Annotated in this window: 21 protein-coding genes; 7 read left to right on the top strand and 14 right to left on the bottom strand. The window is 34.7% G+C overall.

From position 1 onward, the window contains the following. Window positions 1–10 precede the first annotated feature (10 nt). From dapE to DQN38_RS03105, 4 genes are all read right to left on the bottom strand, one after another. Window positions 11–1,108, bottom strand: coding sequence for a succinyl-diaminopimelate desuccinylase (gene dapE / locus DQN38_RS03120; protein ID WP_002849032.1), 1,098 nt, complete (start codon window positions 1,106–1,108; stop codon window positions 11–13). Between the two features lie 2 nt (window positions 1,109–1,110). Beyond that, window positions 1,111–1,713 (bottom strand): LysE family translocator, encoded by a 603-nt coding sequence (locus DQN38_RS03115; RefSeq protein WP_002849031.1) that lies wholly within the window; start codon window positions 1,711–1,713, stop codon window positions 1,111–1,113. A gap of 9 nt (window positions 1,714–1,722) precedes the next feature. Beyond that, window positions 1,723–3,543 carry an EAL domain-containing protein gene (locus tag DQN38_RS03110; protein WP_170117933.1) on the bottom strand — a complete coding sequence of 607 codons (1,821 nt, stop codon included), beginning with the start codon at window positions 3,541–3,543 and terminating at the stop codon, window positions 1,723–1,725. 156 nt (window positions 3,544–3,699) lie between these two features. Next, window positions 3,700–5,901: an endonuclease MutS2 gene (locus DQN38_RS03105; protein ID WP_011731883.1), complete on the bottom strand. Its 2,202-nt coding sequence runs from the start codon at window positions 5,899–5,901 to the stop codon at window positions 3,700–3,702. Window positions 5,902–6,102: 201 nt separating this feature from the next. Here DQN38_RS03105 and DQN38_RS03100 point away from each other — a divergent pair, with 201 nt between their 5' ends. Genes DQN38_RS03100 through DQN38_RS03080 form a run of 5 tightly spaced genes read left to right on the top strand, consistent with a single transcriptional unit; the run spans window position 6,103 to window position 10,095 of the window. Further along, a complete protein-coding gene (locus DQN38_RS03100) occupies window positions 6,103–6,633 on the top strand; it encodes an OsmC family protein (protein WP_038453102.1) in 531 nt (176 codons plus the stop codon). A gap of 17 nt (window positions 6,634–6,650) precedes the next feature. After that, window positions 6,651–7,715 (top strand): acyl-CoA dehydrogenase family protein, encoded by a 1,065-nt coding sequence (locus DQN38_RS03095; RefSeq protein ID WP_065844108.1) that lies wholly within the window; start codon window positions 6,651–6,653, stop codon window positions 7,713–7,715. Continuing rightward, window positions 7,712–8,629 (top strand): ABC transporter substrate-binding protein, encoded by a 918-nt coding sequence (locus DQN38_RS03090; RefSeq protein WP_002849026.1) that lies wholly within the window; start codon window positions 7,712–7,714, stop codon window positions 8,627–8,629. The genes DQN38_RS03095 and DQN38_RS03090 overlap by 4 nt, the downstream gene beginning before the upstream one ends. A gap of 1 nt (window position 8,630) precedes the next feature. Beyond that, window positions 8,631–9,368: an ABC transporter permease gene (locus DQN38_RS03085; protein WP_002849024.1), complete on the top strand. Its 738-nt coding sequence runs from the start codon at window positions 8,631–8,633 to the stop codon at window positions 9,366–9,368. Further along, complete coding sequence (locus tag DQN38_RS03080) at window positions 9,352–10,095, top strand: ABC transporter ATP-binding protein (protein ID WP_002849022.1); 744 nt, start codon at window positions 9,352–9,354, stop codon at window positions 10,093–10,095. The genes DQN38_RS03085 and DQN38_RS03080 overlap by 17 nt, the downstream gene beginning before the upstream one ends. Here DQN38_RS03080 and DQN38_RS03075 read toward each other — a convergent pair. The 9 genes from DQN38_RS03075 to ileS all read right to left on the bottom strand — a co-directional run bounded on the left by DQN38_RS03075 (window position 10,092) and on the right by ileS (window position 20,510). Then, window positions 10,092–11,108 carry an oxidoreductase gene (locus DQN38_RS03075; RefSeq protein ID WP_002849020.1) on the bottom strand — a complete coding sequence of 339 codons (1,017 nt, stop codon included), beginning with the start codon at window positions 11,106–11,108 and terminating at the stop codon, window positions 10,092–10,094. The two genes, DQN38_RS03080 and DQN38_RS03075, sit on opposite strands and share 4 nt — an antisense overlap. Before the next feature lie 3 nt (window positions 11,109–11,111). After that, on the bottom strand, window positions 11,112–11,453 hold the full coding sequence (locus DQN38_RS03070; protein ID WP_010403977.1) for a hypothetical protein: 342 nt from the start codon (window positions 11,451–11,453) through the stop codon (window positions 11,112–11,114). Next, window positions 11,450–12,748 carry a UDP-N-acetylmuramate--L-alanine ligase gene (gene murC / locus DQN38_RS03065; protein WP_111738259.1) on the bottom strand — a complete coding sequence of 433 codons (1,299 nt, stop codon included), beginning with the start codon at window positions 12,746–12,748 and terminating at the stop codon, window positions 11,450–11,452. The genes DQN38_RS03070 and murC overlap by 4 nt, the downstream gene beginning before the upstream one ends. A gap of 1 nt (window position 12,749) precedes the next feature. Further along, window positions 12,750–13,556 carry a carbon-nitrogen hydrolase family protein gene (locus DQN38_RS03060; RefSeq protein WP_002849016.1) on the bottom strand — a complete coding sequence of 269 codons (807 nt, stop codon included), beginning with the start codon at window positions 13,554–13,556 and terminating at the stop codon, window positions 12,750–12,752. Further along, window positions 13,549–13,746, bottom strand: a complete 198-nt coding sequence (xseB, locus tag DQN38_RS03055) for an exodeoxyribonuclease VII small subunit (protein ID WP_002849015.1) — start codon at window positions 13,744–13,746, stop codon at window positions 13,549–13,551. Before xseB ends, DQN38_RS03060 begins: the two co-directional genes overlap by 8 nt. Then, complete coding sequence (gene metX / locus DQN38_RS03050) at window positions 13,737–14,843, bottom strand: homoserine O-acetyltransferase MetX (protein WP_002849013.1); 1,107 nt, start codon at window positions 14,841–14,843, stop codon at window positions 13,737–13,739. Before metX ends, xseB begins: the two co-directional genes overlap by 10 nt. Then, complete coding sequence (gene guaB / locus DQN38_RS03045; protein WP_002849011.1) at window positions 14,843–16,294, bottom strand: IMP dehydrogenase; 1,452 nt, start codon at window positions 16,292–16,294, stop codon at window positions 14,843–14,845. The genes metX and guaB overlap by 1 nt, the downstream gene beginning before the upstream one ends. A 4-nt stretch (window positions 16,295–16,298) precedes the next feature. Next, complete coding sequence (gene gatA / locus DQN38_RS03040) at window positions 16,299–17,660, bottom strand: Asp-tRNA(Asn)/Glu-tRNA(Gln) amidotransferase subunit GatA (RefSeq protein WP_002849009.1); 1,362 nt, start codon at window positions 17,658–17,660, stop codon at window positions 16,299–16,301. Window positions 17,661–17,759: 99 nt separating this feature from the next. Then, window positions 17,760–20,510, bottom strand: coding sequence for an isoleucine--tRNA ligase (ileS, locus tag DQN38_RS03035; RefSeq protein ID WP_065844026.1), 2,751 nt, complete (start codon window positions 20,508–20,510; stop codon window positions 17,760–17,762). Between the two features lie 118 nt (window positions 20,511–20,628). Between ileS and DQN38_RS03030 the strand changes: the two genes are divergently transcribed. Both DQN38_RS03030 and DQN38_RS03025 read left to right on the top strand, forming a co-directional pair. Further along, window positions 20,629–21,243 carry a hypothetical protein gene (locus tag DQN38_RS03030; RefSeq protein ID WP_167497335.1) on the top strand — a complete coding sequence of 205 codons (615 nt, stop codon included), beginning with the start codon at window positions 20,629–20,631 and terminating at the stop codon, window positions 21,241–21,243. Between the two features lie 16 nt (window positions 21,244–21,259). Then, window positions 21,260–22,351, top strand: a complete 1,092-nt coding sequence (locus DQN38_RS03025; protein WP_002849005.1) for a CinA family protein — start codon at window positions 21,260–21,262, stop codon at window positions 22,349–22,351. 28 nt (window positions 22,352–22,379) lie between these two features. On the opposite strand, the gene DQN38_RS03020 is transcribed toward DQN38_RS03025, so the two are convergent. Beyond that, complete coding sequence (locus DQN38_RS03020; RefSeq protein WP_111738171.1) at window positions 22,380–25,265, bottom strand: hypothetical protein; 2,886 nt, start codon at window positions 25,263–25,265, stop codon at window positions 22,380–22,382. Window positions 25,266–25,284: the final 19 nt, after the last annotated feature.

Below are 25,284 nucleotides of genomic sequence, written 5' to 3'. Positions count from 1 at the left end.
TTAAAAAAATTTACTCAAAATTCTCAATTAAATCTTTAAATACAAGATATAAAGACTCCACCTCGCTTTGTAAAACTCTCTCGTTTATGGCGTGAATTCTATCATTCACTACTCCAAACTCTACAACAGGAACTCCAAAAGCCGCAAAATATCTAGCATCGCTAGTACCGCCGCTAGTACTAAGATCAGGTGAAATTTTGCAGATATTTTCAATGCTTTTTTGAGCCTGAATGACTATCTTTGAACTTTCATCTGTTAAAAACGGTTTTGAACTCTCTTTTAGACTTAAAGTAAAATCAAATCCATTAAAAATATGCTCAGTATATCTTTTTATATCTTCACAACTAGTTAATTCAGAGTTTCTTACATTAAACATAATTTTTACGCTTTTTGGCGTAACATTTACAACCTCCATACCTCCTCTAATATCAGTAATAACAATCTTGCTAGCACCAAAATACTTACTGCCGCTATCAAGTTCATATCCTGCAAAATCAGAAAAAACGCTAGCTAATTGATGTACAGGATTTACGCATTTTTCAGGATAAGCCGCGTGACCTTGAACTCCGTTTATTGTTACGACCCCGTTTACCGAGCCTCTTCGACCGATTTTTATAGTATCGCCAAATGTACTTGAAGATGTCGGCTCGGCAACTAAAGCAAAGTCCGGTAAATTTCCTCTGCTTTTTAAAAATTTAAGAGCTTCTAGAGTGCCATAAATACCGTCTCCCTCTTCATCACTAGTAAGGATTATACTAAGAGTTCCGTTAAATTTAGTAGCGTCTTTACATGCGCATAAAAAAGCCGCTACTCCGCTTTTCATATCTTGGGCGCCTCTTGCATAAACAAAACCATCTTTTAATTCAGGTTCAAAAGGATCACTATCCCAGCCGTCTCCGGCAGGCACTACGTCTATATGACCTGCGAAACATAGATGAACGCCATCTCCGAATTTCTTTGTCAAAATAAGATTTTTTATGCCATTTACATCAACGAAATCAGCATCAAATCCATCCATAAACATATTTATAAAATTCATAGCACCATCATCATCTGGAGTAATGCTTTTAAATTTCAAAAGCTCTTTTAAAATTTCTACAACTTCCATATTTAGCCTTTAAAAAATGTGTTAAAAAGTAACATAATAGCAAAAACCGCCATTAAACAGGCAGAAAAATATGCAAATATTTTTGCTACGCCTTGAGAAATAAAACGTTTTGAACGACTTACCGCAAAAGGAAGCCCCAAAATCCAAATTCCTATAGCCGCTATAAGACCCGCTAAACTTAAAGTCGTGCTAGAGCTTTTAGCAGCAAAACTAGATACCGATAGCCAAAAGCCTATTATATAAGGATTTATTAAATTTAAAAAAGCGCCTTTTACAAAGCAGCGGGTAAAAGAGTTCTCTTTTAAATTTAAATCCTGATTAATCAGTTTATCGGCACTTTTATAAGTTAAATACGCTATATAAATCAAAAATAAAGAGCCGAAAATCGCTAATATATTAAATAAAACGGGCTGGTTTAAAATTTGCAACACACCAAAGCTAAGTAGCACGAGATACAAAACATCAACACTCATAGCCCCAAGTCCGGTAGCTACTCCTAACTTGTATGATTTTAGAGCATAAGACATTATAAGTATATTTATAGGACCTACTGGCACGGCTGCGCCCCATCCAAAAAACAGTCCTTGAATAAAACTCTCCATCATTTTTCTCCGCTAATCTATAAATTTATCGTTTGGTTCTCCAAGATAAAATCCTTGAAACTCATCGACTCCTATTTCTATACATCTTTTAAATATACTTTCATTATATACAAATTCGGCTATAGTTTTGATACCTAATTTTTTAGCAAAAGCAACTATAGCAGAAACTACAATATATGAATCTTCTTGTGTGCTTACGCGCTTTATGATAGAGCCGTCTATCTTCAAGTAGTCCGGTTTGATTTTTAGTATATAAGAAAAATTACTATAACCGCTTCCAAAGTCGTCTATAGCTATCCTTGAGCCCATTCTTCTAACTTTATCTATAAAGCTTTTTACTCTATCTGGATCTTCCATATTTTCATCTTCTAAAACCTCAAAAACTATCTGTTTAGCAACTTGCATTTCGCTTAATTTTTCTATTATAAAAGCACTAACGTCCCCATCTATCATATCTCCTATGCTTATATTTACGGATATAACAACATTAGGATTAAGCTTGGCTTGTAAAAAGCATTTTTCAATGATAGTTTTTGTAATGTAAGCATATCTTTTTATCAGTTTTGAATCTTTTATAAATATACCAGGCAACAAAACTCCATCTTCGTTATTTACTATTCTAACTAGAGCTTCATATTTTATGACGTTTTTATCTTTATCGAAAATAGGTTGAAAATACGGAACTACTTGGTTATTCATAATCGCCTTGCTAATTATATGAGAATGTCTTTTGCGCCTTATATACTCTTTGGTAGTATCCATATAAGTAAAATAACAAAGATAATCTTTATGCTCTTGTTTAGCTCTTTTCAAAGCCATCAAAGCCTTTTTAATAGGATCTTTATAATCAAGACAAAAACCTATACTGCAGCAAATTTCTATAAGTATATTTTCACCATATTCATCATTTATACGTATAATATAGCCTTTAAATTTATCTATCAAGTCGTTTGCTATAGCCTCATATCTATCTATATCAAATTCGCTATCTTCTAAAAGCACAAACTTATCAAGTCTAAAATTATAAGCGCTAAGTCCGTTTATCTTTGCAAATTCTTTTATAGCGGACGATACTTCTATCAAAACTCTATTTGCAATCATATCTCCGTAATAGTCGCTTATATTGCTAAAATCATCTATGTCTATGACGATTATTCTTGGATGCTTTAAGTCCGCTATATCTCTTTCAAGCTTATATCTGCTTGGCATATTTGTAAGATTATCTATGTAAAGCTCTTTTTTTAAGGCTCTATTTTTAATCTCTAAAAGTCTATTTATACGCTTCATTTCTATGTTATCTAGTCTCATCGTCTTTTTCAGCATAAAATAGAACTTAAGCATTATACAAACCGCAGTTATCATAAATATAACTCCTGCGATAAGGCTAAAAAGCATATTTGTATAAAACCATTCTAAAAACTCTTTTGAATATATAGTATTTATTTTAAAAGGCATGATCTTTTCATACCCGATAGCTCTATTTTCATCTATTTTTTCAATATATGAAATTTCTACTTTATTATTTAAGAGTATTTTTTTAGCAAAAAACGGATTATTCGTGTTTTTTAACTTATCTTTTGCATCCGGGTACTCGCTTAAAACATCAAATTCGCTCAAATCATTTCCGAATTTATACTTAGTCTCAAATTTAGAACCGTTTATATCTAAAACCACACCTTTTAAATACAAAAAATCAAGACTTTTAAGTCTTTTATTTATACTATCTTCATCATTTGCGCCATCTATATAATTTTTTACGAACTCAATTGTACTTTTGCTATATTTATAGTAATTAGACGTACCGTTCGTATCATAAATTTCTACGAATTTCATATAAAAAAGGGCGAAATTCGCTATTAAAAAAAGAAAAATAATAAGAATTAAAGGCGCTATTAAAACCTTATTTGACATTTTATCCAACATTTTATTTATTAAATTCCTGCATTATATCTAAAAAAATAGGTTTTATTTGTGAAAATATACAAAACATTATAATTTCACGACCTTCGAGCCAAAACCGCCCTCACTTGGCGTACCGTCTTTATAGGCTTTTACGCTAGGATGGGCTTTTAAGAACTCTTTTACTGCGTAAGCAAGTTTTCCAGTACCGATGCCATGCTTTATCAAAACCTCGTCAAATCCCATTACAAGACTATCGGAGATAAACTTATCAAGCCTAGCTATCGCCTCTTCGCTTCTTAGTCCGTGCAGATCTATAACAACACTAGCATTTGTAGGTTTTTGTACTTTTACATTTATATTTTTTTGCGGAATATTAGGCTGATTTCCGCTTCTTTTTAACAAATTTATAGGAACTCGGAGCTTCAATCCATCACTTAATATAGTCGCCTCATTTTTATTTAAACTAAGTATTTCGCCTTTGATTTTTTCATATTTTACTCTATCTCCGATTTTTAAATTTAAAGGTTCAAGCGAGATTTGAGGTTTTTGTATATTGGAAACTAGCTCGTTTGCTTTATTTACGCTTCTTTGCTTATCTTTTATATCTTTTAAATTTATTCCTCTTTTTGCTTCGTTTATCGCTTTGTAATACTCTATTTCAAGATGATTTAAACTGCTTCTTAAAATTTCATCTGCTTTCTCTTTTTGATCTTTTAAACTTTGTAAAAGCGAGTTCAATCTCTCCTCTTTTAAATTTGCATCATGCAATTTGATTTTTAATTCCATTTCTAAATTTATGGTCTTAGAAATAACTTCATTTAAATTTTCTTTATCTTCCCCATAAGACTTTTTAGCTAATGCTACTAAATTTGAAGATATTCCATAGCGAACCGCTGTTTCAAAAGCATAGGATTTGCCTATAGTTCCAGCTAAAAACTCATACTTCGGACGAGAGTTTACTTCATCATAAAGTGCAGCTAGAAGCTCTACATCGCTATGTTTTGCAAGCAGCATCGCAAGACGTTTATGGTGAGTTGTTATGACCATTTTGATATCATTTTCGAGCAGTTTATCTATCATAACGCTATAAAGACTAGCAGCCTCTTCAAAATCAGTTCCCAGCTCTATCTCATCGATGCCTATAAGAAGAGATTTTTTACCAAAAAGTCCGCTAAAATGCAACATTCTTCCTGCAAACGTAGATATATCGTTTTTAGCGCTTTGCGGATCTTCTATAATTGTATCAAACTCTTTAAAAGAACCGATTTTGCTGTGCTGCGAATTTATACTCATAGGAAGTAGATATTTTGCTAAAATAGCTGCACTAAGTATACTTTTTAATAGCATACTTTTTCCACCGGCGTTCACTCCTGTTATGAGCAAAATTTTGCCTTTAAAACTCACGCTAACTCGTTTAGGATTTTTAAGTGCGGGATGAGCGAATTCATTTAAAACGATATCACTACTTCCGTCGCTTAAAACAAAATTTAAATCGCCTAGTTTTGCCATCATAACTCTAGCTATAAGAGCATCAACATGGTCAAAAGCAGAGTTTATAAATTTTAAAAACATAAGATTTTTGCTAAAAATAGAGCTTATTGTTTTCGAATGTTCAAATATAATCTCATCTTTTTTATCAAGCAAATCACGCTGCTCGATTTTTAGTTTTGAGATATTTGCCGGAAGCACGTAAAAATATCCACCGCTACTTCTAGCTATAACGCTGCCTTTTAAAACATGGTTAAATCCGCCGCGAACCAAAAGAGCTTCATTATCGTTTATAAAGTGAATTTGAGTATCGACGAGATATGGAACAATACTTTTTGTATAAATAAGCCTTTTTAATTCGCTATTTATCTCGTCTTTTTTGTTTTTAAAAGCCGCATTTATACCGACTAAACGCTCATCAATGCTCTCTTTAAACTCGCCTTCGTTATCAAAATACGAACAAATTTTAGATATTTGATTAGGAATTTCTATCTTATCTAGATAAGCTTGCATCTTATTTTCAAATTTAAGCTTCTTTAAGTATTCAAAATAGTCTATTATCTTAACAAATTCATAAATCTCACTGATATGCAAGATACCTTGCTTTGCGAGCCTAGCAAGCGCATCATCAAGATTTGCCACTCTATTTGGCGACTTTAAATTTAAAATAGATATTTCAGTTAATTTTTCGTAATTCAACTTGCTGTCTCCGCTCATAAAAAGCGGTTTTTCTCTAGCTAAAAGCGAGTTAAATTTCTCTAAATAATCATTTAAATCTAACTTTCTAAATAGTTCTTTCATTAAAATTTCCAAATTATTAATCATTTTTTTACTGATTATTTTATCATAAAAATACTTATGAAGCTTTGTGTAGCATATACTTTATATTTATATTATAAAATATAGTATTTAACTTTATATTGACAAGATATGATTTTACTGTTATAATTTCAGTATAAAAAAGATAGTATATCTTTTAAATATATTAATAAAGGACACAAAATGGCAAATTGCGCTATCAATTCTTGTACAAGACTAGACCCTATAGATAAGGCCGGTCTTGAAGCTCTTATCAAAGCCGGAAAAGAAAATCCGGATGTTATAAAAACGCTTAAATGTCGCACGGTTGCAGAAGGTAAGTTTCGCCACGCAAACTACATAAGAAATCTACCAGCATACATAGTAGACGAGCCGCCTACTTTACTTGGAGAAGACACTGCGCCAAATCCTAGCGAAGCTGTTTTAGCTGCTCTTGGAAGTTGTATAGCCGTAGGAATTCACGCAAACGCGATAGCGCAAAACATAGTTATAACAAAACTTGAAGTAGAGCTTGAAGGCGATCTAAATATAACTGCAGTTTGGGGAACGGGAGATTTAAGCGAAAAACCTCTTGGATTTACCGATGTTAGAGTAAAAGTTGATCTACAAAGTAATGCAGACAAAGCCGCAAACGAAGCTCTTATCGCTCACGCGCTTAAGTATTCGCCTGTTGCAAATACTCTGCTTAGAAACGTAAATTTAGAAGTTAAATAAATTTAAAAGGATTGAAAATGGCACTACAAAAATTAGCAAACCTTGCACCTCGCATCGACGCGGAGGGAATTTATGCGAAAGATATCATAAATGAACTCGGAACTAGCGGATATTTTAGCGTTTTAGATCAAAGAAATGATCTATTTAAAGCTATACTAAACATATCTAAAGTAGCTGAAATTTGCGGGACGACCGGATTTTGCATGTGGTGCCAATTTGCGCTTATCTGGTATCTGCTAAATAGCGACAACGAAAACCTTAAAAACGAACTTTTACCAAAATTAAAAAAAGCTGAAATTTTAGGCGGAACCGCACTATCAAATTCTATGAAAGCATTTGCCGGTATAGAAAAAAACCGGCTAAAAGCGGTAAGAACTAACGGCGGATATATCGTGAGCGGAACTCTTGCTTGGGTGTCAAATATCGAGCAAGGAAGCGTATTTGGAGCTATAGCTTTAGATGAAAACAAGCCTATAATGGGAGTTATAAGGTGTGATAAGAGAGTAAAACTCGGCGAACATATAAAATACAGCACGCTTGAGGGCTCAGCAACAAAATCAGTAACCCTAAAAGAGTACTTTTTGCCTGATAGCGATATCTTAACAAACGATATCTATAGCTATTTGATCAAGATCACTCCTGGATTTATCTTGCTTCAAGCAGGAATTGCAGCTGGTATCATAAATGCGAGTTTAGAAGTAATAGAGCGCTCAAACAAGACTCACTCTCATATAAACGCGTATTTACCTTTTAGCTATGAGAGTTTAAAACTTGAGCTTGACGAACTACTAAAAAAAGTTGAAAATGCGGCTTTTAATATAAATTTAGTAAACTCGCTTGAAATTTTACAACTAAGACTTGACGCGTCGCTTTTAACGCAAAAAACGACAAACGCAGCGGTTTTATTTAGCGGAACCAAAGGATATTTTAAAAACGCAAAAGCCGCCAGAGTGCAACGAGAGGGAAATTTCGTGCTTATAGTAACTCCTAGCATAAAACATCTTTTAAAAGAGATAGACGACATAAAAAACGGTAGCGGCTGCATAAAAAAATGGAAGCAGTTTTGTAAGGTCGCATCATGACAAGGAGATACGCACTTGGATTTTTGGCGAGTTTTTTGGCATTTCACACATCAAAAACTCTAGCGAGTAAACTTAAAATTCCTATAAAAGTAGGATTTTTGCCTATAACAGATCATCTTATTATCATAGCAAAAGAGCTTTACAAAAACGAAAAATATGAGATTATTCCGATTAAATTTTCAAACTGGGCTGATCTTAGCGAAGCGTTAAGGAGCAAAGCGATAGACGCAGCGTTTTTGTTAGCTCCGCTAGGACTTATGCTAAGAGCAAGCGGAGTGAAGATAAAAGCCGTCCTTGCAGCTCATAAAAACGGTTCGGCGCTCGTAGCAAGAAAAGATATATCAAATTTGGAAGACTTAAAAGGTAAAAATATAGGAATTCCCTCTCGTTTTAGTACACATTATTATTTACTAGATAAACTTTTGGAAAGTTCAAATTTAAAAAACAAGGTAAATATCATAGATATGGCGCCTACCGAGATGCCTTTTGCTCTGCTTAGCGGAAGGCTTGACGCGTACATAGTCGCCGAGCCTTTTGGTCAGCTAGCCGTATCTAAAAAAAGAGCTAAAAATTTGATTTTCAGTAAAGATATAGAAAAATCTCATATATGCTGTATTCTAAACTTTCACGAAGAGATACTAAATTTAAACGGCTTTGATGAAGTATTAGAAAGCTTTAAAAAAGCTGCTCATTTTATATCTAAAAACCATGATGAAGCAGCTGTTTTAGGCGGATCTCTACTAGGACAAAACCAAAAAATTATAAAAAATGTGCTAGATCAGGATATAGCTTCTTATGATGATTTGAGTATTAAAAAAGAGGATTTAGAGCGTCTTAAAGAGTTTTTAATAAAAAATGATCTAGCAAACGAAGCTCTTTTAAGCTTAAACATCGATAGCTATCTGGCGGTATAAAATGAAATATTTTTATCAAATTTTAACCGTTTTTGCCCTGCTTGTATTATGGCAGCTTGGAAGCGACGAGCTTATACCATCACCAAAACAGAGCTTTATGGCTCTATGCGAGATAGTGCAAAAAGGCGTACTTCAAATAGGCATTATAGACTCACTTTACCGCTATTTTTGGGGACTAGTCGCTGGACTTAGCGGCGGAATTTTCGTAGGATTTATTTTTGGATTATTTCCAAAAATAAGCATGGCTTTTGATCCTATCATAAACTTACTGCGCCCAGTATCGCCCATAGCTTGGGTACCGCTGGTTCTCATCATTTTTGGTATAGGAGATAAACCTACTATATTTATCATATCTTACGCAGTGTTTTTTCCGGTACTTTTACTAGCTTCAAAAGCAGTGCAAGACGTCCCAAAAGAGCTAATAATCGTATCAAAAAACTTTGGCGCTTCAAAGTGGCAAGTGCTTAGCGGAGTGATATTTCCCTCTAGTTTTCTTATGCTTATATCCGGGCTTAAATTAGCCGCTTCAATGGCTTGGATAAACTTAGTCGTAGGCGAAATGCTAGGAGCACAAACAGGACTTGGATATCTCATCATAGATGCTAGAAATCAGCTTCGAATAGACATAGTTTTAGCCGTGATCTGCGTCATAGGCGTAGTGGGCTGGGTGATAAATCAGCTGTTTTGTTTGATAGAAAAACAAATTTCAAGAAAGTTTGGATATGATAAAAATCTCTAATCTAAAAAAATCGTTCGGAACTACGCATATTTTGGATGATATAAATTTAAATATAGAAAAAAACGAATTTTGCGTGTTGCTTGGAGCTAGCGGTTCTGGAAAGACTACTTTGCTTAAGATTTTAAGCGGTCATAGCTCTTTTGATAGCGGTGAAGTAGAAATGAGCAGCGTCAAATTTAAAAAACAGATCGCCGCTCATAAATCCCGTCAGATCATAACCCAAAACTACTCTTTAATGCCGTGGATGAAGGCAATTGACAATATCGAATTTGCTCTAAAATGTTCAGGCGTAAAAGACAAAAACGAGCTTAAAAAGACAGCTAAAAAATTCTTAAATTTAGTGCATTTGGGTAGCAAAGAGAGCCTTTACCCGCACTCATTAAGCGGCGGTCAGCAACAACGAGTCGCCATAGCAAGAGCTCTTAGCCTAAATCCCAAAGTGCTATTTTTAGACGAACCGTTTTCTGCTCTTGATCCTATAACCAGAGCAAATTTACAAACCGAACTTAAAAATATAGTCGCGAACTCCACTGTGATATTTGTAACTCACGATATAGATGAAGCGCTGTTTTTAGGAGATAAAATAGTAGTTTTACATAGTGGAAAGATTATAAAACAGCTTAAAAATCCAAAATTTCAGCCAAACTCCGCGAAGTATTTTGAGATCAAAGCTGAAATTTTTAGACTTATAAATGGTGAAAACCAAGAAATAGAATATATTATCTAAAACGCTTTTTTATAAGAGAAATCTATAAGATCATTTAGCCCTGTGCTTGCAGCTGCATATAGGGCAAAATTCGGATTTCTTAAAAGCTCTCTGCCATAAGCTACTAAATCACAAAATCCATTATCCAAAAGATATTCTCCTTGCTCTTTTGTAGTTATAAGCCCGGCTGCGATGACTGGTATATTTATAACTTCTTTGATATCTTTAGCGTATTGCGCTTGATAAAGCGGTTTTATTTTTGGCATATGAGTAGGATTTTCTACTACTCCGCCGGCTGAAACGCTGATATAACTAGCTCCTAACTCTTCGCATTTTTTTGCTACTATTTTTATATCCTCAGTAGTATTGCCGCCATCTTCCCACTCGTCGGCGCTAAGTCTTACACCAAACGGAATGATATCTTTTAACTCTTCTATAATTAAATTTAAAAATCTCATTCTATTTTCTAAATTCCCGCCAAACTCATCTTCTCTTTTATTTGTAAGCGGACTTAAAAACTGATTTATTAGATAACCGTGAGCCCCGTGAATCTCGATTAAATCATAATCTGAATCTTTAGCTCTAATAGCTGCTTCTTTAAATTTAGTCACTATAGAGTAAATTTCTTGAGTATTCAAAATATCAGGAGTGCCGTACTCACCGCTAAATCTAACGCCGCTAGGGCTTATTATACCATCGCAAGTTCCTTTAGCACCTGCGTGAGCCAACTGCACGCTAGTTACTTTACAACTGTATTTTTTAATCTCATAGTTTAATTTTTTATGAGCTTCCACTTGTATATCGCTCCAAAGTCCTATATCGTTTTTGCTTATACAGCCCTCAGGAGAAACCGCAGTGGCTTCAACTATGATAAATCCAACACCGCCAAGGGATCTTGCTGGATAATGAAGCCTATGAAAGCATCTCGGAAGTCCTTGAAGGTCTCTACTTTTATATACACACATCGGAGGCATTGTGATACGATTTGGAATCGTAAAATTAGCTAACTTTAATGATTTAAACAGACTTGACATAACTTACTCCTTTATGCATTTTTGAACAGGAATTATAACTCCGTTCAAATTTGAAAATCCTCTTTTTGCTACAAAACTCTGAGTGCCGTACTCATAATTAAAATGTTTACTATCGACTTCGTATTCACCGCATTTTATGCTTTTTTCTTGCATAAAATCCTCAAGTAAACGCTGAACTCGATCTTGTCTTTCTTGCATTTTTTCATTATATATAAATGCAGCTAAAAACAGCGCTGCGCCGCAAAATAGTATAATAAGTTTCGATTTTAAGCTTAATTTATCTTTTGGAGATGCAAAAACTAATACAATAAATAAAATAAGTACTAAAAAAAGAATTATTTTCATGATTCACTCCTTAACTGATACGTTATATCTCCAGCGCCAAACCCTATTACTAATCCGCTGTCTAACCTATGCTTTACTCCAAAACTATCAAAAAACTCTATAGAATTATCTTTTCGTTCAACTTTTTCGGCAAAAATCGCCTTTTTAAATTCATCTTTCAAAACTATATTATTTGAAGCCTCGCCCGCACTAAAAACAGGTAAAATCACAAGCTCATCTACATCTTCAAAACATTTTTTAAATCCTTCTAAATTTGCTTTTAGTCTAGTATAACGATGAGGCTGAAATATAGCGGTGATTTTTTCTAATCCGAGTAATTTTGCATACTCTTTTGCGCTTTTTAGAGTTGCACAGATCTCTGTTGGATGGTGACCGTAATCATCTATAAGAGCAAAATTTTCATTTGCAACCAATATATCAAAACGCTTTTTAATCCCTTTAAAATTCTTCAAATTTTCCCTAATACTCTCAAGTCCTATCTCGCAATTTGCCCCAAGTATAGCAAGGCTAGCGTCTATAGCTATATGTTCGCCCATTCCCCATGCTTCAAATTTGCCAAGGCCTTTTAAATTAAAACTAGTATATGGCTCATAGTTTCTTAAAACCATTTTAAGATCAGTTATATCTTCTGGATAAAGTTTTATACAATCCATTTTTAAAGATGCCAAAAACTCATCACCCGCATTTATAACTCGAATTTTAGCACGCTCTAAAAATCCTTTGTATGCGGCGTGAAATTTATCCAAATCAAAATCGTAATGTTCCATATGTTCCGGTTCGGCGTTCGTAACTACTGCTAAATACGGATTTGAGTTTAAAAAACTACTATCGCTCTCATCGGCTTCAAATATAACATTTTGACTTGACTCGTATTTCATATTTGAGCCAAACTGTTTGCTTATAGCTCCTATGATAACGCTACCTTCTAAAAGAGCCGCAAGCATAGCCGAAGTCGTACTTTTACCGTGAGCTCCAGCTACTGCAAACACTCTTTTTCCTTCTAATATAAAAGGAAGTGCTTCTTTTCTAGATAAGCATTCTATACCTTTTTTTCTGGCCTCGACAAGCTCAACGTTATCACTTTTTATAGCAGCCGAATATACTACAAAATCAGGATCTTCTATCGCACTTTCACAATGAGGAACAGTGATTTTCATACCGCTATTTCTTAAATTTTTAGTTGTTTTACTCTCTTTTATATCAGAACCGCTTATAATAAAATCTTTCTCTTTCAAAAATCTAGCGATAGCAGAAATTCCTATACCGCCGATACCTATAAAGTGAACTTTTTGCATTTTATCCCTTAAATTCTTGTAAATAGCTGGATTTTTGACTAAATTTCCAAATACTCCTAGCTTCATTTAAGAGTTTTTTATCTAATTCGCAAACCAACATTCCTTCATTCGTATCAAGACTATCCATGATCTCTCCGTGCGGACTAATTAGCATAGAGTTTCCATAAAACTCTGAACTAACCTCATCAAATTTAGCCTTACCAAGTCTATTTGCCCTTAAAATATATACGTTATTCGTAAAAGCTCTCATTTTTAACAGCTCGTTCCATCTGTCTTTTGAGTTTAAAGTGCAAGCAGTAGGCACAAGCACGCAATCGATCTTCTTAGACATCATCTCTTGCCAAAGCCTATCAAAGTGTGTTTCATAACCAAACATAACTCCAAATTTGAACTTATCGTAAGCAAAACTCATAATACCCAAACTATCTTTTTTACTGCTTTTAAAAAATTTACTTTCATTCCAATGAGAATAATCTATAAAAATATTTTGCTCTTCGTACTTCACACTTTGAGGGCTAAATTTAGCTACAACTTTATATATATCTTTACCTTTTAAAAGAATAATCGGAGCAACTATGATGAGATCGTATTTTTTTGCTAAATTTAAAAGAGAAGCTCTTTTGTGTTCGCTCTGCTCTTTTATCATGGATTTAGGCATTTTGATTATTTCGGTAAAAAATGAGTTCAAAACATACTCACCGATCAGCACTAGTCCTGCACCGCGCTCTTTAGCCAACTTTAAATAGTAATCTATCCTAGAGTCGCTCATGGCAAGAGTATTTAGCTGAAGCACGCATATTTTAGCCATTATTTCCACCTATTTCTTGTATACTAAGCTTAGCATTTTCCAACATTTCTCTAGCTTCTTTTACTAATTTTGTACCGCTTTTGTATAATTCAACACTATCTAAAAGAGTCAAATTCTCATCATTTAGCTTGTTTAAAAGCTCATTTAACTTATCTATCTTACTCTCAAAACTCTCATTTTCTATCTGCATTCAAGCGCCTTTTTTATGTACATATCTATTTTATCCACCTCGACTAAAAATGCATCGTGCCCGTAACTGCTATTTATACATATATATTTAACTTGATTTTTTCTACCTATATCGCAATACGCATCATACATCTCTTTCATAAGATATGGCGGAAACAAAATATCTCCATCAAAAGATATTAACAAAACGTTAGCTTTTGTAAGACTCAAGGCCTCTTTTAAGCTATTATAATGACGAGTACAATCGAAATTATTCATCATTTTAGTTATATAAAGATAGCTCAAAGGATCAAATCTTTTTGGAAAATTATGTCCGTTATACTCCATATACCTATCTACTTCAAATCTACCTAAAAGTTCATAAAGACCGTCTGTTTGTACGTAATTTCGCCCAAATTTATCATCCATAGAACTAGGACTTAAAAAACTTATATGACCTGCCATTCTACCGAGCGCCATTCCGGTAAGTCCGTTTTTTAACACTTCATCTTTATCATAGTATCCGTTTTTAAAATCCGGATCTCTTACTATGCCTTCGATGGCTATCTTATTAAAAGCAATAGCCCACGCTTTTGTAGCATAAGTAGTAGCCAACATTATAACGTTTTTAGCGAAATTTGGAAACTCTATAGCAAAACAAAGTGCTTGCATACCGCCAAGGCTTCCGCCTATGACTGCGTGAGCTTGCTTTATACCAAGCCTATCAAATAGCCTCATCTGTGCTTTTACTACATCACTTATCACTAAAACAGGAAACCTTAAACGATACTCCTCTCCTGTGCTAGGCTCTATACTAAGCGGATTTGTAGAACCGAATGAGCTTCCTAAAATATTTACGCATATAACAAAAAATTTAGTAGTATCTATACCTTTATTATCGCCTATAAGAGCGTCCCACCAGCCGGCCTTACTATCGCCCTCATATCTTCCGGCTGCGTGATGACTTCCGGTTAAAGCGTGACATACTACTATCACGTTTGATTTGTCGGCGTTTAGCTCACCGTAAGTTTCATAAACTAAATCAAACTCGCTTAATATACGACCGCTTTCTAAATACAGCGGTTCGTCAAAATGAGCTTTACGAGTACTAATTTCCACTAATTAACTCTATAATTTGGTGCTTCTTGAGTTATTATAACATCGTGCGCGTGACTCTCTTTGAGTCCGGCGCTTGTTATCTCTACAAACTCGGCTCTTTCTTGGAAAATTTCGATACTGTCGCTTCCGCAATATCCCATAGAGCTTCTAAGTCCTCCAACTAACTGATGAACTACTTGTTTTATGCTTCCGGCGTATGGAACCCTACCCTCTATACCTTCTGGTACCAGTTTATCTTGAGCAGTTCCTTCTTGAAAATACCTATCGCTACTACCTCTTGTCATAGCTCCTATGCTACCCATACCACGGTAGCTTTTATACTGTCTGCCTTGAAAAGTAACTAGCTCTCCTGGGCTTTCATCGCAACCTGCAAGTAAGCTTCCTACCATTATACAACTGGCTCCGGCCGCTAATGCTTTTGCGAAATCTCCGCTATATTTGATACCGCCATCAGCTATTACTGGTATTTCAAATTTTTTAGCTTCATCAGCGCAGTCCGCTATAGCAGTAATTTGAGGAACGCCTACACCAGATACTATACGAGTTGTACATATAGATCCAGGACCTATACCTACTTTTATTCCATCGGCTCCGGCGTTTATAAGATCGATAACGGCTTTTGGATTTGCTACGTTTCCTACTATCACATCAACATCTTTAACATTTTCTTTAATGAGCTTTAAAGTATCTATTATACCTTTTGAATGACCGTGAGCTGAGTCCATAACCAAAGCATCAACACCTGCCTTGGCTAAAGCCACGGCTCTATCAAGCTGACCTACGCCCATAGCGGCCGCTACTCTTAGACGACCGAATTTATCTTTATTTGCATTTGGATATTCTTTTCTCTTTTTAAGATCTTTTATGGTGATCAGTCCTTCGAGTCTGCCACTTTCATCTACTATAGGAAGCTTCTCAACTTTATTTGTAGAAAATATCTTTTCCGCATCATCCAAAGTACAACCTTTTGGCGCAGTGATAAGAGGCGGCTTTGTCATTGCATCGCTTACTTGTTTAGTAAAATCATTTTCAAATCTCAAATCTCGATTTGTAAGAATTCCTATCAAAACATTATCATCATCAACTACGGGAACTCCTGATATCCTATATTCACTCATAAGTTCAAGAGCCTCTCTTATAGTAGCGTTTGGTTTTATAAATATAGGATCAATTATAACTCCGCTTTCGCTTTTTTTAACCCTTTTTACCTCTTTTACTTGGCTTTCTATATCCATATTTTTATGTATAACGCCGATGCCTCCTAGCCTTGCCATCATAATAGCGGTTCTATGCTCAGTTACCGTATCCATAGCAGCAGATACAAGAGGTATATTTAAATTTATATTTTTACTAAATTTAGAGGTTATATCAACTTGTTTTGGTAAAATTTCTGAATACTGCGGTACAAGTAAAACATCTTCAAAAGTCAAAGCTCTTTTAATTATCTTCATCTCTTTAGTTTCCTTTAACTAATTTTTCCAAACCAAATGCAGCGTCTAAGACATCTTGTTCTTTCCACGCACCGCCGATGAGCTGAGCTGAGATATTTAGCCCATTTTTATCACTTTGCACCGGTACTGTTATAGCAGGAAGTCCGGCCAAATTTACACCTATAGTATATATATCGCTAAGATACGCACTAAGCGGATCGCTTAACTCTCCAAATTTATAAGCTACACTAGGAGCTACTGGCATTAGCATTATATCGGCTTCATTTAATATCTCCTCATATTCTAGTTTTATAAATGCTCTTGCTTTTTGTGCTTTTATATAATAAGCATCATAGTATCCGCTACTTAAAACAAATGTTCCAAGAAGCATTCTTCTTTGCACTTCTACACCAAATCCCTCGCCTCTTGTTTTTGAATACATCTGCCCAAGAGAGTTTGAGTCCGCTCTCCTACCATATCTAACACCGTCATAACGACTAAGATTCGCACTAGCTTCTGCTGTAGCTATAATATAATAAGCAGCTATATCGTATTTTGAGTTAGAAAGATCTTTATAAATTATGTTATGACCGGCTTCTTTTAGCTTATCAACTACCTTATAAAGCGAGTCCTTAACATCTTGGCTAGCCCCATCAACATAGTTTTTTATAACCGCTATCGTAAGTTTTCTATCGCTGTTTAATTTATCCGAGGTGCTTATATTTTCTAAATTTGAGCTTGTGCTATCTTTTGGATCATGTCCGGCTATAATATCATAAAGAAGTGCGGCATCTTCAACGCTTCTTGTTATCGGTCCTATCTGGTCTAAGCTACTAGAATAAGCTCCAAGTCCATATCTGCTAACTCTTCCGTAAGTAGGCTTAAAGCCGACGCATCCGCAAAACGCAGCAGGTTGGCGTATGCTTCCTCCAGTATCGCTTCCCAAAGCAGCTATCGCTAGTCCAGCCGAAACTGCTGCAGCGCTACCGCCACTACTGCCTCCTGGAACTCTAGTATGATCAAGCGGATTTAAAGTTTTGCCGTAAAACGAACTTTCAGTTGTGCTTCCCATGGCAAACTCATCCATATTCGTACGACCAAACGGTGCAAGTCCGGCTTTCAAAAGCTTTTCTACGACCGTAGCGTGATATGGAGCTACGTAACCTTGCAAGATCTTAGAACAACTTGTTATGCTCCAATTTTTGACTTGAATATTGTCTTTTATAGCGATTGGAACACCTGCATACTCATCACTTATATCGCTATTAGTTAGCTGTTCTATATAAGCGCCTAATTGTCTATTATCTTTTATCTTATCTTTTAAATTTTTACGAAGCTTTACTATATCGCTACTACTTAGCTTTATCGCATCTTTTAAGCTTATCACCTGTTCTCCTTAAATCTATTAACTAAAAATATGCCGACACTTACCATACCGACTAATATAGCGATGGTAAGTACTATTAGCTCCATACTTACTGGTTCACTAAACACGTTTTAACACCTTAGCGCATCTTGGGCATAAATCATTGTCTATTTTAGCAGCATATTTCCAGCATCTCGGGCATTTATATCTATCTGCTTTTACTATTTTAAATTTATCATTACCCACTGCAAACTCAGCCAAACACTCATCACTTTCGATATTTCTTACAAAGCTAACCATATACCAGTCGATTATCTCATCAAGATCATTTGCTAAAATCTCATTTGAGCTAGTTTCTAGTATAACTTCTAACGTGGATTTGATTATTTTATCTTTTTTTAGAACGTCTATTATTTCGTTAAATTTCTCACGGCTGGAAGTAAGAAGCTCATCATCTATTTTAAATTCAAACACAAGCGGCTCATAAACTAGATCAAACGCGTCTTTTGCTCCATTTTTAATGATATCTGGAGCAAACTCTATAGCCTCATCTACCGTATATGTAAGAGTAGGAGCTATAAGGCTTAGCAGAGATTTTGCTATTATAGCCATAGCCGATTGAGATGAGCGGCGTCTTAAACCGTCTTTTTCGTCACAGTAAAGTCTATCTTTACAGATATCAAGATAAATTCCACTAAGATCCGTACTTAAGAAATTTAATAATATATTAAAACCTTTTGAATACTCATAGTTTTTAAAGCACTCAGATACCTCTTTAAAACTCTTAGTAGCACGAGCAAGTATCCACTTATCAAGAGTTCCGAAATGGCTGCTTATATCATCCAAATCATTTATATTCGCTAGTAAAAATCTTATTGTATTTCTTATTTTTCTATACTGCTCGGCAACTTGTTTTAGTATATCATCGCTGATTTTAAGATCGCTTGAATAATCGCTTAATCCTACCCAAAGACGCAAAATTTCAACTCCGTATCTCTTAGCAACATCTGAAGGAGCTATAACGTTTCCTTTGCTTTTGCTCATTTTGTTGCCGTTTCCATCAACGGTAAACCCATGTGTCAAAACACTTTTATAAGGGGCTTTTTCATTTACCGCGCAACTTAAAAGAAGCGAGCTTTGAAACCAGCCTCTATGCTGGTCGCTTCCCTCAAGATACATATCGGCTTGATATCCGCCAGCATCATAATCTCCGCTATTTAAAACTGCATTCCAAGTAGATCCGCTATCAAACCAAACGTCTAAAATATCGGTTACTTTTTCTAAATTCGCAGGATTTAAATTTGTTCCTTTAGGTAATAATTCGGCAATTTCCAAATCCCACCATGCATCAGCGCCTTTTTCATCAAATACCTTAGCGATATGCTCTAAAACATCACTATCGAAAATAGGCTCTTTTGTAGTAGCGTCTCTAAAAAAAGCTATCGGAACTCCCCAGTCTCTTTGGCGAGAAATACACCAATCAGGGCGATTTTCTATCATTGAGCCTATACGTTTAACTCCGGCTTCCGGATAAAACTTTACGTTATTTAAAGCTTCGAGTGCTGTTTGTCTTAGAGTTTTGCCGCTTAGTTTTGGCTCGTCCATAGATATAAACCACTGTTTTGTAGCACGATAAATCACAGGTTTATGTGTTCTCCAGCAAAACGGATAGCTATGCACGAATTTACTAACTTTTATAGCCGCGTCACCCAAAAGCTCTACTAATTTTTCATTCGCTTTAAATATATGAAGCCCTATAAACTCATTTAAAAGATGCTCGGGAAGTAGCTTTTTAACCCTTAAAGTCTCATCATAAAGCCCTGCTTCATCAACAGGCATTATAACCTCTATACCGTATTTCAAACTTGCAAAATAATCATCTTCGCCGTGCCCAGGAGCAGTATGCACTAGTCCAGTTCCGCCATCCATCAAAACATGTTCCCCAAGTATAAACCGAGAATCTCTGCCGTTTAAAGGATTGATAGCGCTTAAACCCTCAAGCTCACTTGAAGCAAACTCTTTTAAAATTTTTCCATTTATGATACCTTGATTTATAAGAGTTTCTTTTAAAGGAAGAGCTATTATATAACCTTCTTTTGTTAGGGCGTATTTTTCATTCGGATTTAAACTAATGGCTTGATTTGCTACTAAAGTCCACGGAGTAGTAGTCCAAATAACAGCTTTTGCGTCACTAACTCCTAGCTTTTTACAAGCAGCGTCGCTTAAGCAAAAAGCAACATACAAGCTATAATCCTCTTTATCTTCGTACTCTACTTCGGCTTCGGCTAGAGCGCTTCTAGCAGCCCAACTCCAAAAAACAGGTTTGCTTCGCTCGACAAGAAGCCCTTTTTTAGCTACTTCGCAAAGAGTTCTGTAAATATTTGCTTCAAATTTAAATTTCATAGTAAGATACGGATCATTCCAGTCGCCTATCACGCCAAGAGACTTAAACTCATCTTTTTGAACAGTTATAAACTCCTTAGCCCAGTTTCTGCACTCTTGTCTGATATCTGACTTACTCATACTCTTTTTTTTATCGCCGAGCTTTACTTCTACTTGCTGTTCGATAGGAAGACCATGACAATCCCAACCCGGAGTATATCTTATACCTTGACCAAAAAAGTAGTGTGTTTTTAGAATTATATCTTTTAAAATTTTATTTAGCGCATGCCCTATATGAAGGTGTCCATTTGCATATGGCGGACCATCGTGGATATTAAAACTAATAGCGGATTTCTCCCTTTTAGCTTTCATTTTTTCATAGACTTTTTGCTCATCCCATTTTGCGTACCGTGCCGGCTCACACTCAGGAAGATTGCCTCTCATAGCAAAATCCGTCGTCGGCAGCAACAGTGTATCTTTATAGTCCATCTAACAACCTTAAATTTTTAAATTTATGGATTTTATCAAAAATTTCATAAAACTAAGATTTATCTTGGTAGAATATGATAAAATAATAAAACCATTTAGCAAAGGAGAAAAAGTCAAAATGATAAAAAAAATCGCCATAATTTTAAGCGCATCTCTTGTATATGCAAGCGAATTTCAAAGTGACTTTTTAAAGCAAAATGGAGATAGCTTAATCCTAAAACCTTTTGAAATCAAAAATCAAATCAGCAGTGAAGTATTAGAAGCAAAACAGAGTAAAATAATATCGCCGAATTTTGAACTAAATAACGATAATTTCGATCTTAAAAGCATAGATTTGCTTAGTATCGACTCTTTAAATTTTAATAATCCGTATCTGGATAAATTTAAACTCAACATAGACAACAAGATAGATAAAAAAGATAAAAATTACTTTTCAAATAACTCCATGGGCATAGAATACGCAACTTCTTTTGCAAACTTTGATATAAAAACCAAACTCAACGCAACATATGAAAAAGATATCAAAAATAGCACAATAACGCCAAATATAGAAATCAGCAAAGAAATTTTCGACAAAACAAAAGTTGGAGCCGTCATAAATCAAAAAAATGGAGAGTATAGCAATGTTCCATATATCGATCTATCGTTAAACAAAAATATGAGTTTCAACGTTTCGTATGATGATTTTGAAAATTCACAAAATATCTATACTAAATTTAAAATTATATACTAAACATTAGGAGGTTTAAATGAGACATATCATCATAATAGTAGGCGAAGAATTACAGATAAACAAGCCTTTTTTAGACTATGTTTTTAGTAGCTACGAATCACATTTTGGTGAGCTTGGAATGGTATATTACATACAAAATAGCGATAAAGAACTGCCGTTTTATATAGAAAATCACTCTAAAAACTTCGATTTTATAACCATAATAGCAAACGATAGCAACTTTTATACTTTAAGCAAAATTCTAGCCACTCTTACTACCGACACTATAGAATTAAAAGATGAAACTCTGATTCCATCAAGAGCACAAATTTATACAAAAGATAGCTTTTTGCTGGATTTAAACTCGGCTTCTATAAATCTCATAAAAGCAGAACCGACAAAAAAACTTCCTCAAATTCTTATAAATATAGACTTAGAATCTCAATTTTTCAATATTTTAGATATAGACAAAGAGAGCGCTAGGATACTTTTAGAACCGCTTGCGACAACTTATAATGTAAATATCAGTCTTACTGAGCTACTATCTGGTCTTACTTACGTGAGAGCTGGAGCAAATAAATACGGTCAGATAAAAGGTTTTATCGATAGCGCTTCAAATTTATTTGCAAATAAAATCATAAACGACAAAAGCATAGTATCTTTTATAGCAAAAAAACTAATACAAAAAAATCAAAAAATTACCTTTGCAGAATCCTGCACGGCTGGGCTTTGTGCCTCAAAGATAGGCTCCGTACCAGGAGTAAGCAGCGCATTTGACGGTTCGGTGATAACTTATGCAAATCACATAAAACATAATTGGATAGATGTAGAAAATAGCATATTAGAAACATTTGGAGCAGTAAGCAAAGAGTGTGTGGAACAGATGTGTTTTGGAGCATTAAAACTTTGCGAATGCGATTATGCTATAGCTATAAGCGGTATCGCAGGTCCTGATGGAGGAAGCAAAGAAAAACCAGTAGGCACTGTATTTGTCGCAGTAGCAAATAAAAACGGCGACGTACAAACCTCAAGACTGCTTTTAGAAGGCGATAGAGACTATATAAGAGAGCAAAGCGCTTTGCACGCTTATGCTTTACTGCTTAGAGCAAATCCGTCTTTATTTATTTAAATTTAAAGCAACCGAGCAGAATACACTTTTACCAATCTATTCTGCTTTTTGATTTTATTAGTTCATTCTGCTTTTCTATACCCATAACATCGCCTTCATCGCCAAAACCTACCCATTTAGTTTTAGAATTTCTTATAAATTTTACTTTAAAACTACTATATTTAGGCTCTCCTCCTATGTAGTCTTTATCAAATATCATATAGTATGGTGTTTTCATAGATATAATAAATATATTTTCCGGATCAGTTTCACTATATTTCAGTTTCATCTTCCATTGGCTTGCGTTTATGGTGCCACGCTCATCTAAGACGCCAAGATCATTATATATTTCTAAGTTAGGACCCGTGTTTTGAGGTGTCGATTCTAATTTAGCAAACAGATCGATATCGGAGTTTAGTTTGTTAAAATACTTTACTCTATAGTAATTGTCCAAACCGCTTATTCCCGCGTAATTCGTATTTGTCGTATCGTCTGTGGTATTTATCGTATCTTTTACGAACTCGTATTCCTCGTCTACGCCTTGCTTGGCTTTACACTCATCACTGCAATATACTCCGTAGTACATATCATTCAAATCATAAATAACATTTTCGGTTTCTTTGATATCCGTGTTATCTGCATAAACTCTTCCGTAGAAATAATCCACAACTCTATTTTTATCATCGGCTAAAACAGTGATATCATTAATTGCACTATTTTTGTAAATACTATCTTTACCGCTGATTTTAAAATCGTTTGATTTGATTCGCAAAGGATTTTTAGTCGAATTATACTCTCTATCAAAATTTATCTTTAAGCTAACATTTGATTCTCCGGCGTAAAAAGAGTTTTTAGCAAGTTTAAATTTGCCGTCGTTTTTCTGCGCCCCGCTAGCATCTGAGTTTACAATTTTTATTAGATATGTTTCATTTTGATCCGGTCCCAAAGTCCTATCTGCTATACCGTAAAAACTCACATTGTTTTTAGCATTTTCAAGAGCTTTCTTTTCATCTTCGGTTTTATCAAGTTCAAAATTTATATCTATATCGTTTGCATAGCAGTTTTTACTATACAAGTTAGGCACGTTATCATCAGCTAGTCTAGCTTGTATATCAAGCTCGAACTTGCCTCCCATAAAATCAGTATAGTCAGTCTCACTCATACTATAATCCTTGCCAAATGCAAAAAACGTTATATTTCCATCATCGCTTATATAGCCATTTTTAAGCTCTTTTTTAGTTATTTGAAATTTTGTCGGTTTAAATTTAAAATAATCCGCTTCTAAAGCAACGTTGCAGCCTATTTTTCCATTTACTTTGTCATTTGAAGCGCTGCCCTTTATGCAGTCGCCTTCCATCTGATCTATCTGAGTCGTAGTGTCGTCTAAAATATATATCTTAGTATGTCCGATATCAGGATACTTGATATAATACTTATTATTCGCAGCTTCATAGTCCGTATATACTTTTCCTACTCCTTTATCAAATTTAGCAGTAGTTACCATAGGTACGTTTGAAAGTTTTTTGTCGTCATCCTCACTTCCGTCATACGAGCACCATGTTTTATCATTTTTCGTACCTCCGGCGCTCCTATCTAGGAAAATCATACCTTTTGATATAAATTTAGTGTTATAAGACTTAGCTGCATTATTTGATCCATCTACTGCAGTAACCTTAGTATACGTATCATTTCCATCTACGGACGCTTCATACTTTTCACCGCCGAATAATTCATTTGATAAATTTGCAGTTTGTAAAACTAACGCAGCAGGTCTAACACTGAAATAGTTTGATCTTATTTTGATATTTGAGTTTGTAATATTATAATAACCTTGAATTTCAAAAAATAGCTTATTGTAGTTTATATCGGTTCTATTCGCAGAAATAGTAAAATCATTTAAATTATAACTTATAGGATTTGTCGGACTAGCTCCTCGCATACCAGTTAAAGCATTAGCAAATTTAAAATATAAAGTTAGATCATCCATTTCCTTTTTACACCCATCATAAGGCGATGTTGGCATTAATAAAGACAAATATGTGCAATCTATGGGAACGATTTTCCCATTATCCAGCTCAGAAAATAAACCTGCATAATGAAATTGTCCTATATTTGCTTGATCAATAGTGCTTATAACTTGCACATTAAAAGATCTACCCACTAACTGAGTATATAAATTTGTATCTCCGGTAAAATCTCCGGCTGCATTAACGGCTCCGGGCGCTTTTACGTTGTATTGATCATTAACTACCATTAGTTTATTACTACTATAATCTGGTGAGGGTACTATCGGGGTTATGGTTATGGTTGCTTTGAATTTATATTTATTAAGAGAAGGTGTGAGCAATTTACTTTTTGCAAGCGCTTGATCTATCTCAAAAAGTATATTTACCGTATCATTGGATTTTACAAAAGTGTAAAACTCATCTTTTTCTTTTGTTCCGCTATATAAATTTCCTGCAGACTTATCAAACTGTTCTAATCTCTTTTTATAGCATACTCCACCATAGTTTTTATCGGTATCTACGGCTATTTCATCGGCGTAATCAGGCTTTAAAAATCTAAAATGAACATAGCTATTATCAATAGTAACGGAGCTTGCTGTTTTTACCTCGGTGATCTTTACTGAAACTTTACTGTTAGAATTTGGTTTTATCCTAAGTGAAGCTTGATCCCAGATATTAAGAAGATAATTAGCCGATATATCATCTACAAAAAGTTCATAAGTGTGAGTATTTCCGTCCGTAATCTCTAAAATCTCTTGTTTGTTAGTTCCGTCGGCATTTGTATTACTTTTAAAATTTTCTAATAAAACAGTAGAACCCTCTTTTAGATATGCGTCTTTTGAGGTTTCATTACAATATATACTGTTAATACCAAACAGCTCCGAATTCCCAAAAAGTATAAAAATAAACACTAAAAATATATTTTTCACAAAACCGCCTTTCTGCATA

It is taken from the genome of Campylobacter fetus subsp. fetus (assembly GCF_900475935.1).
GTDB classification, from domain to species: Bacteria; Campylobacterota; Campylobacteria; order Campylobacterales; family Campylobacteraceae; genus Campylobacter; species Campylobacter fetus.
Note: the sequence above shows the minus strand (reverse complement) of the source record. Positions and strands in the feature narration are given on the sequence as shown.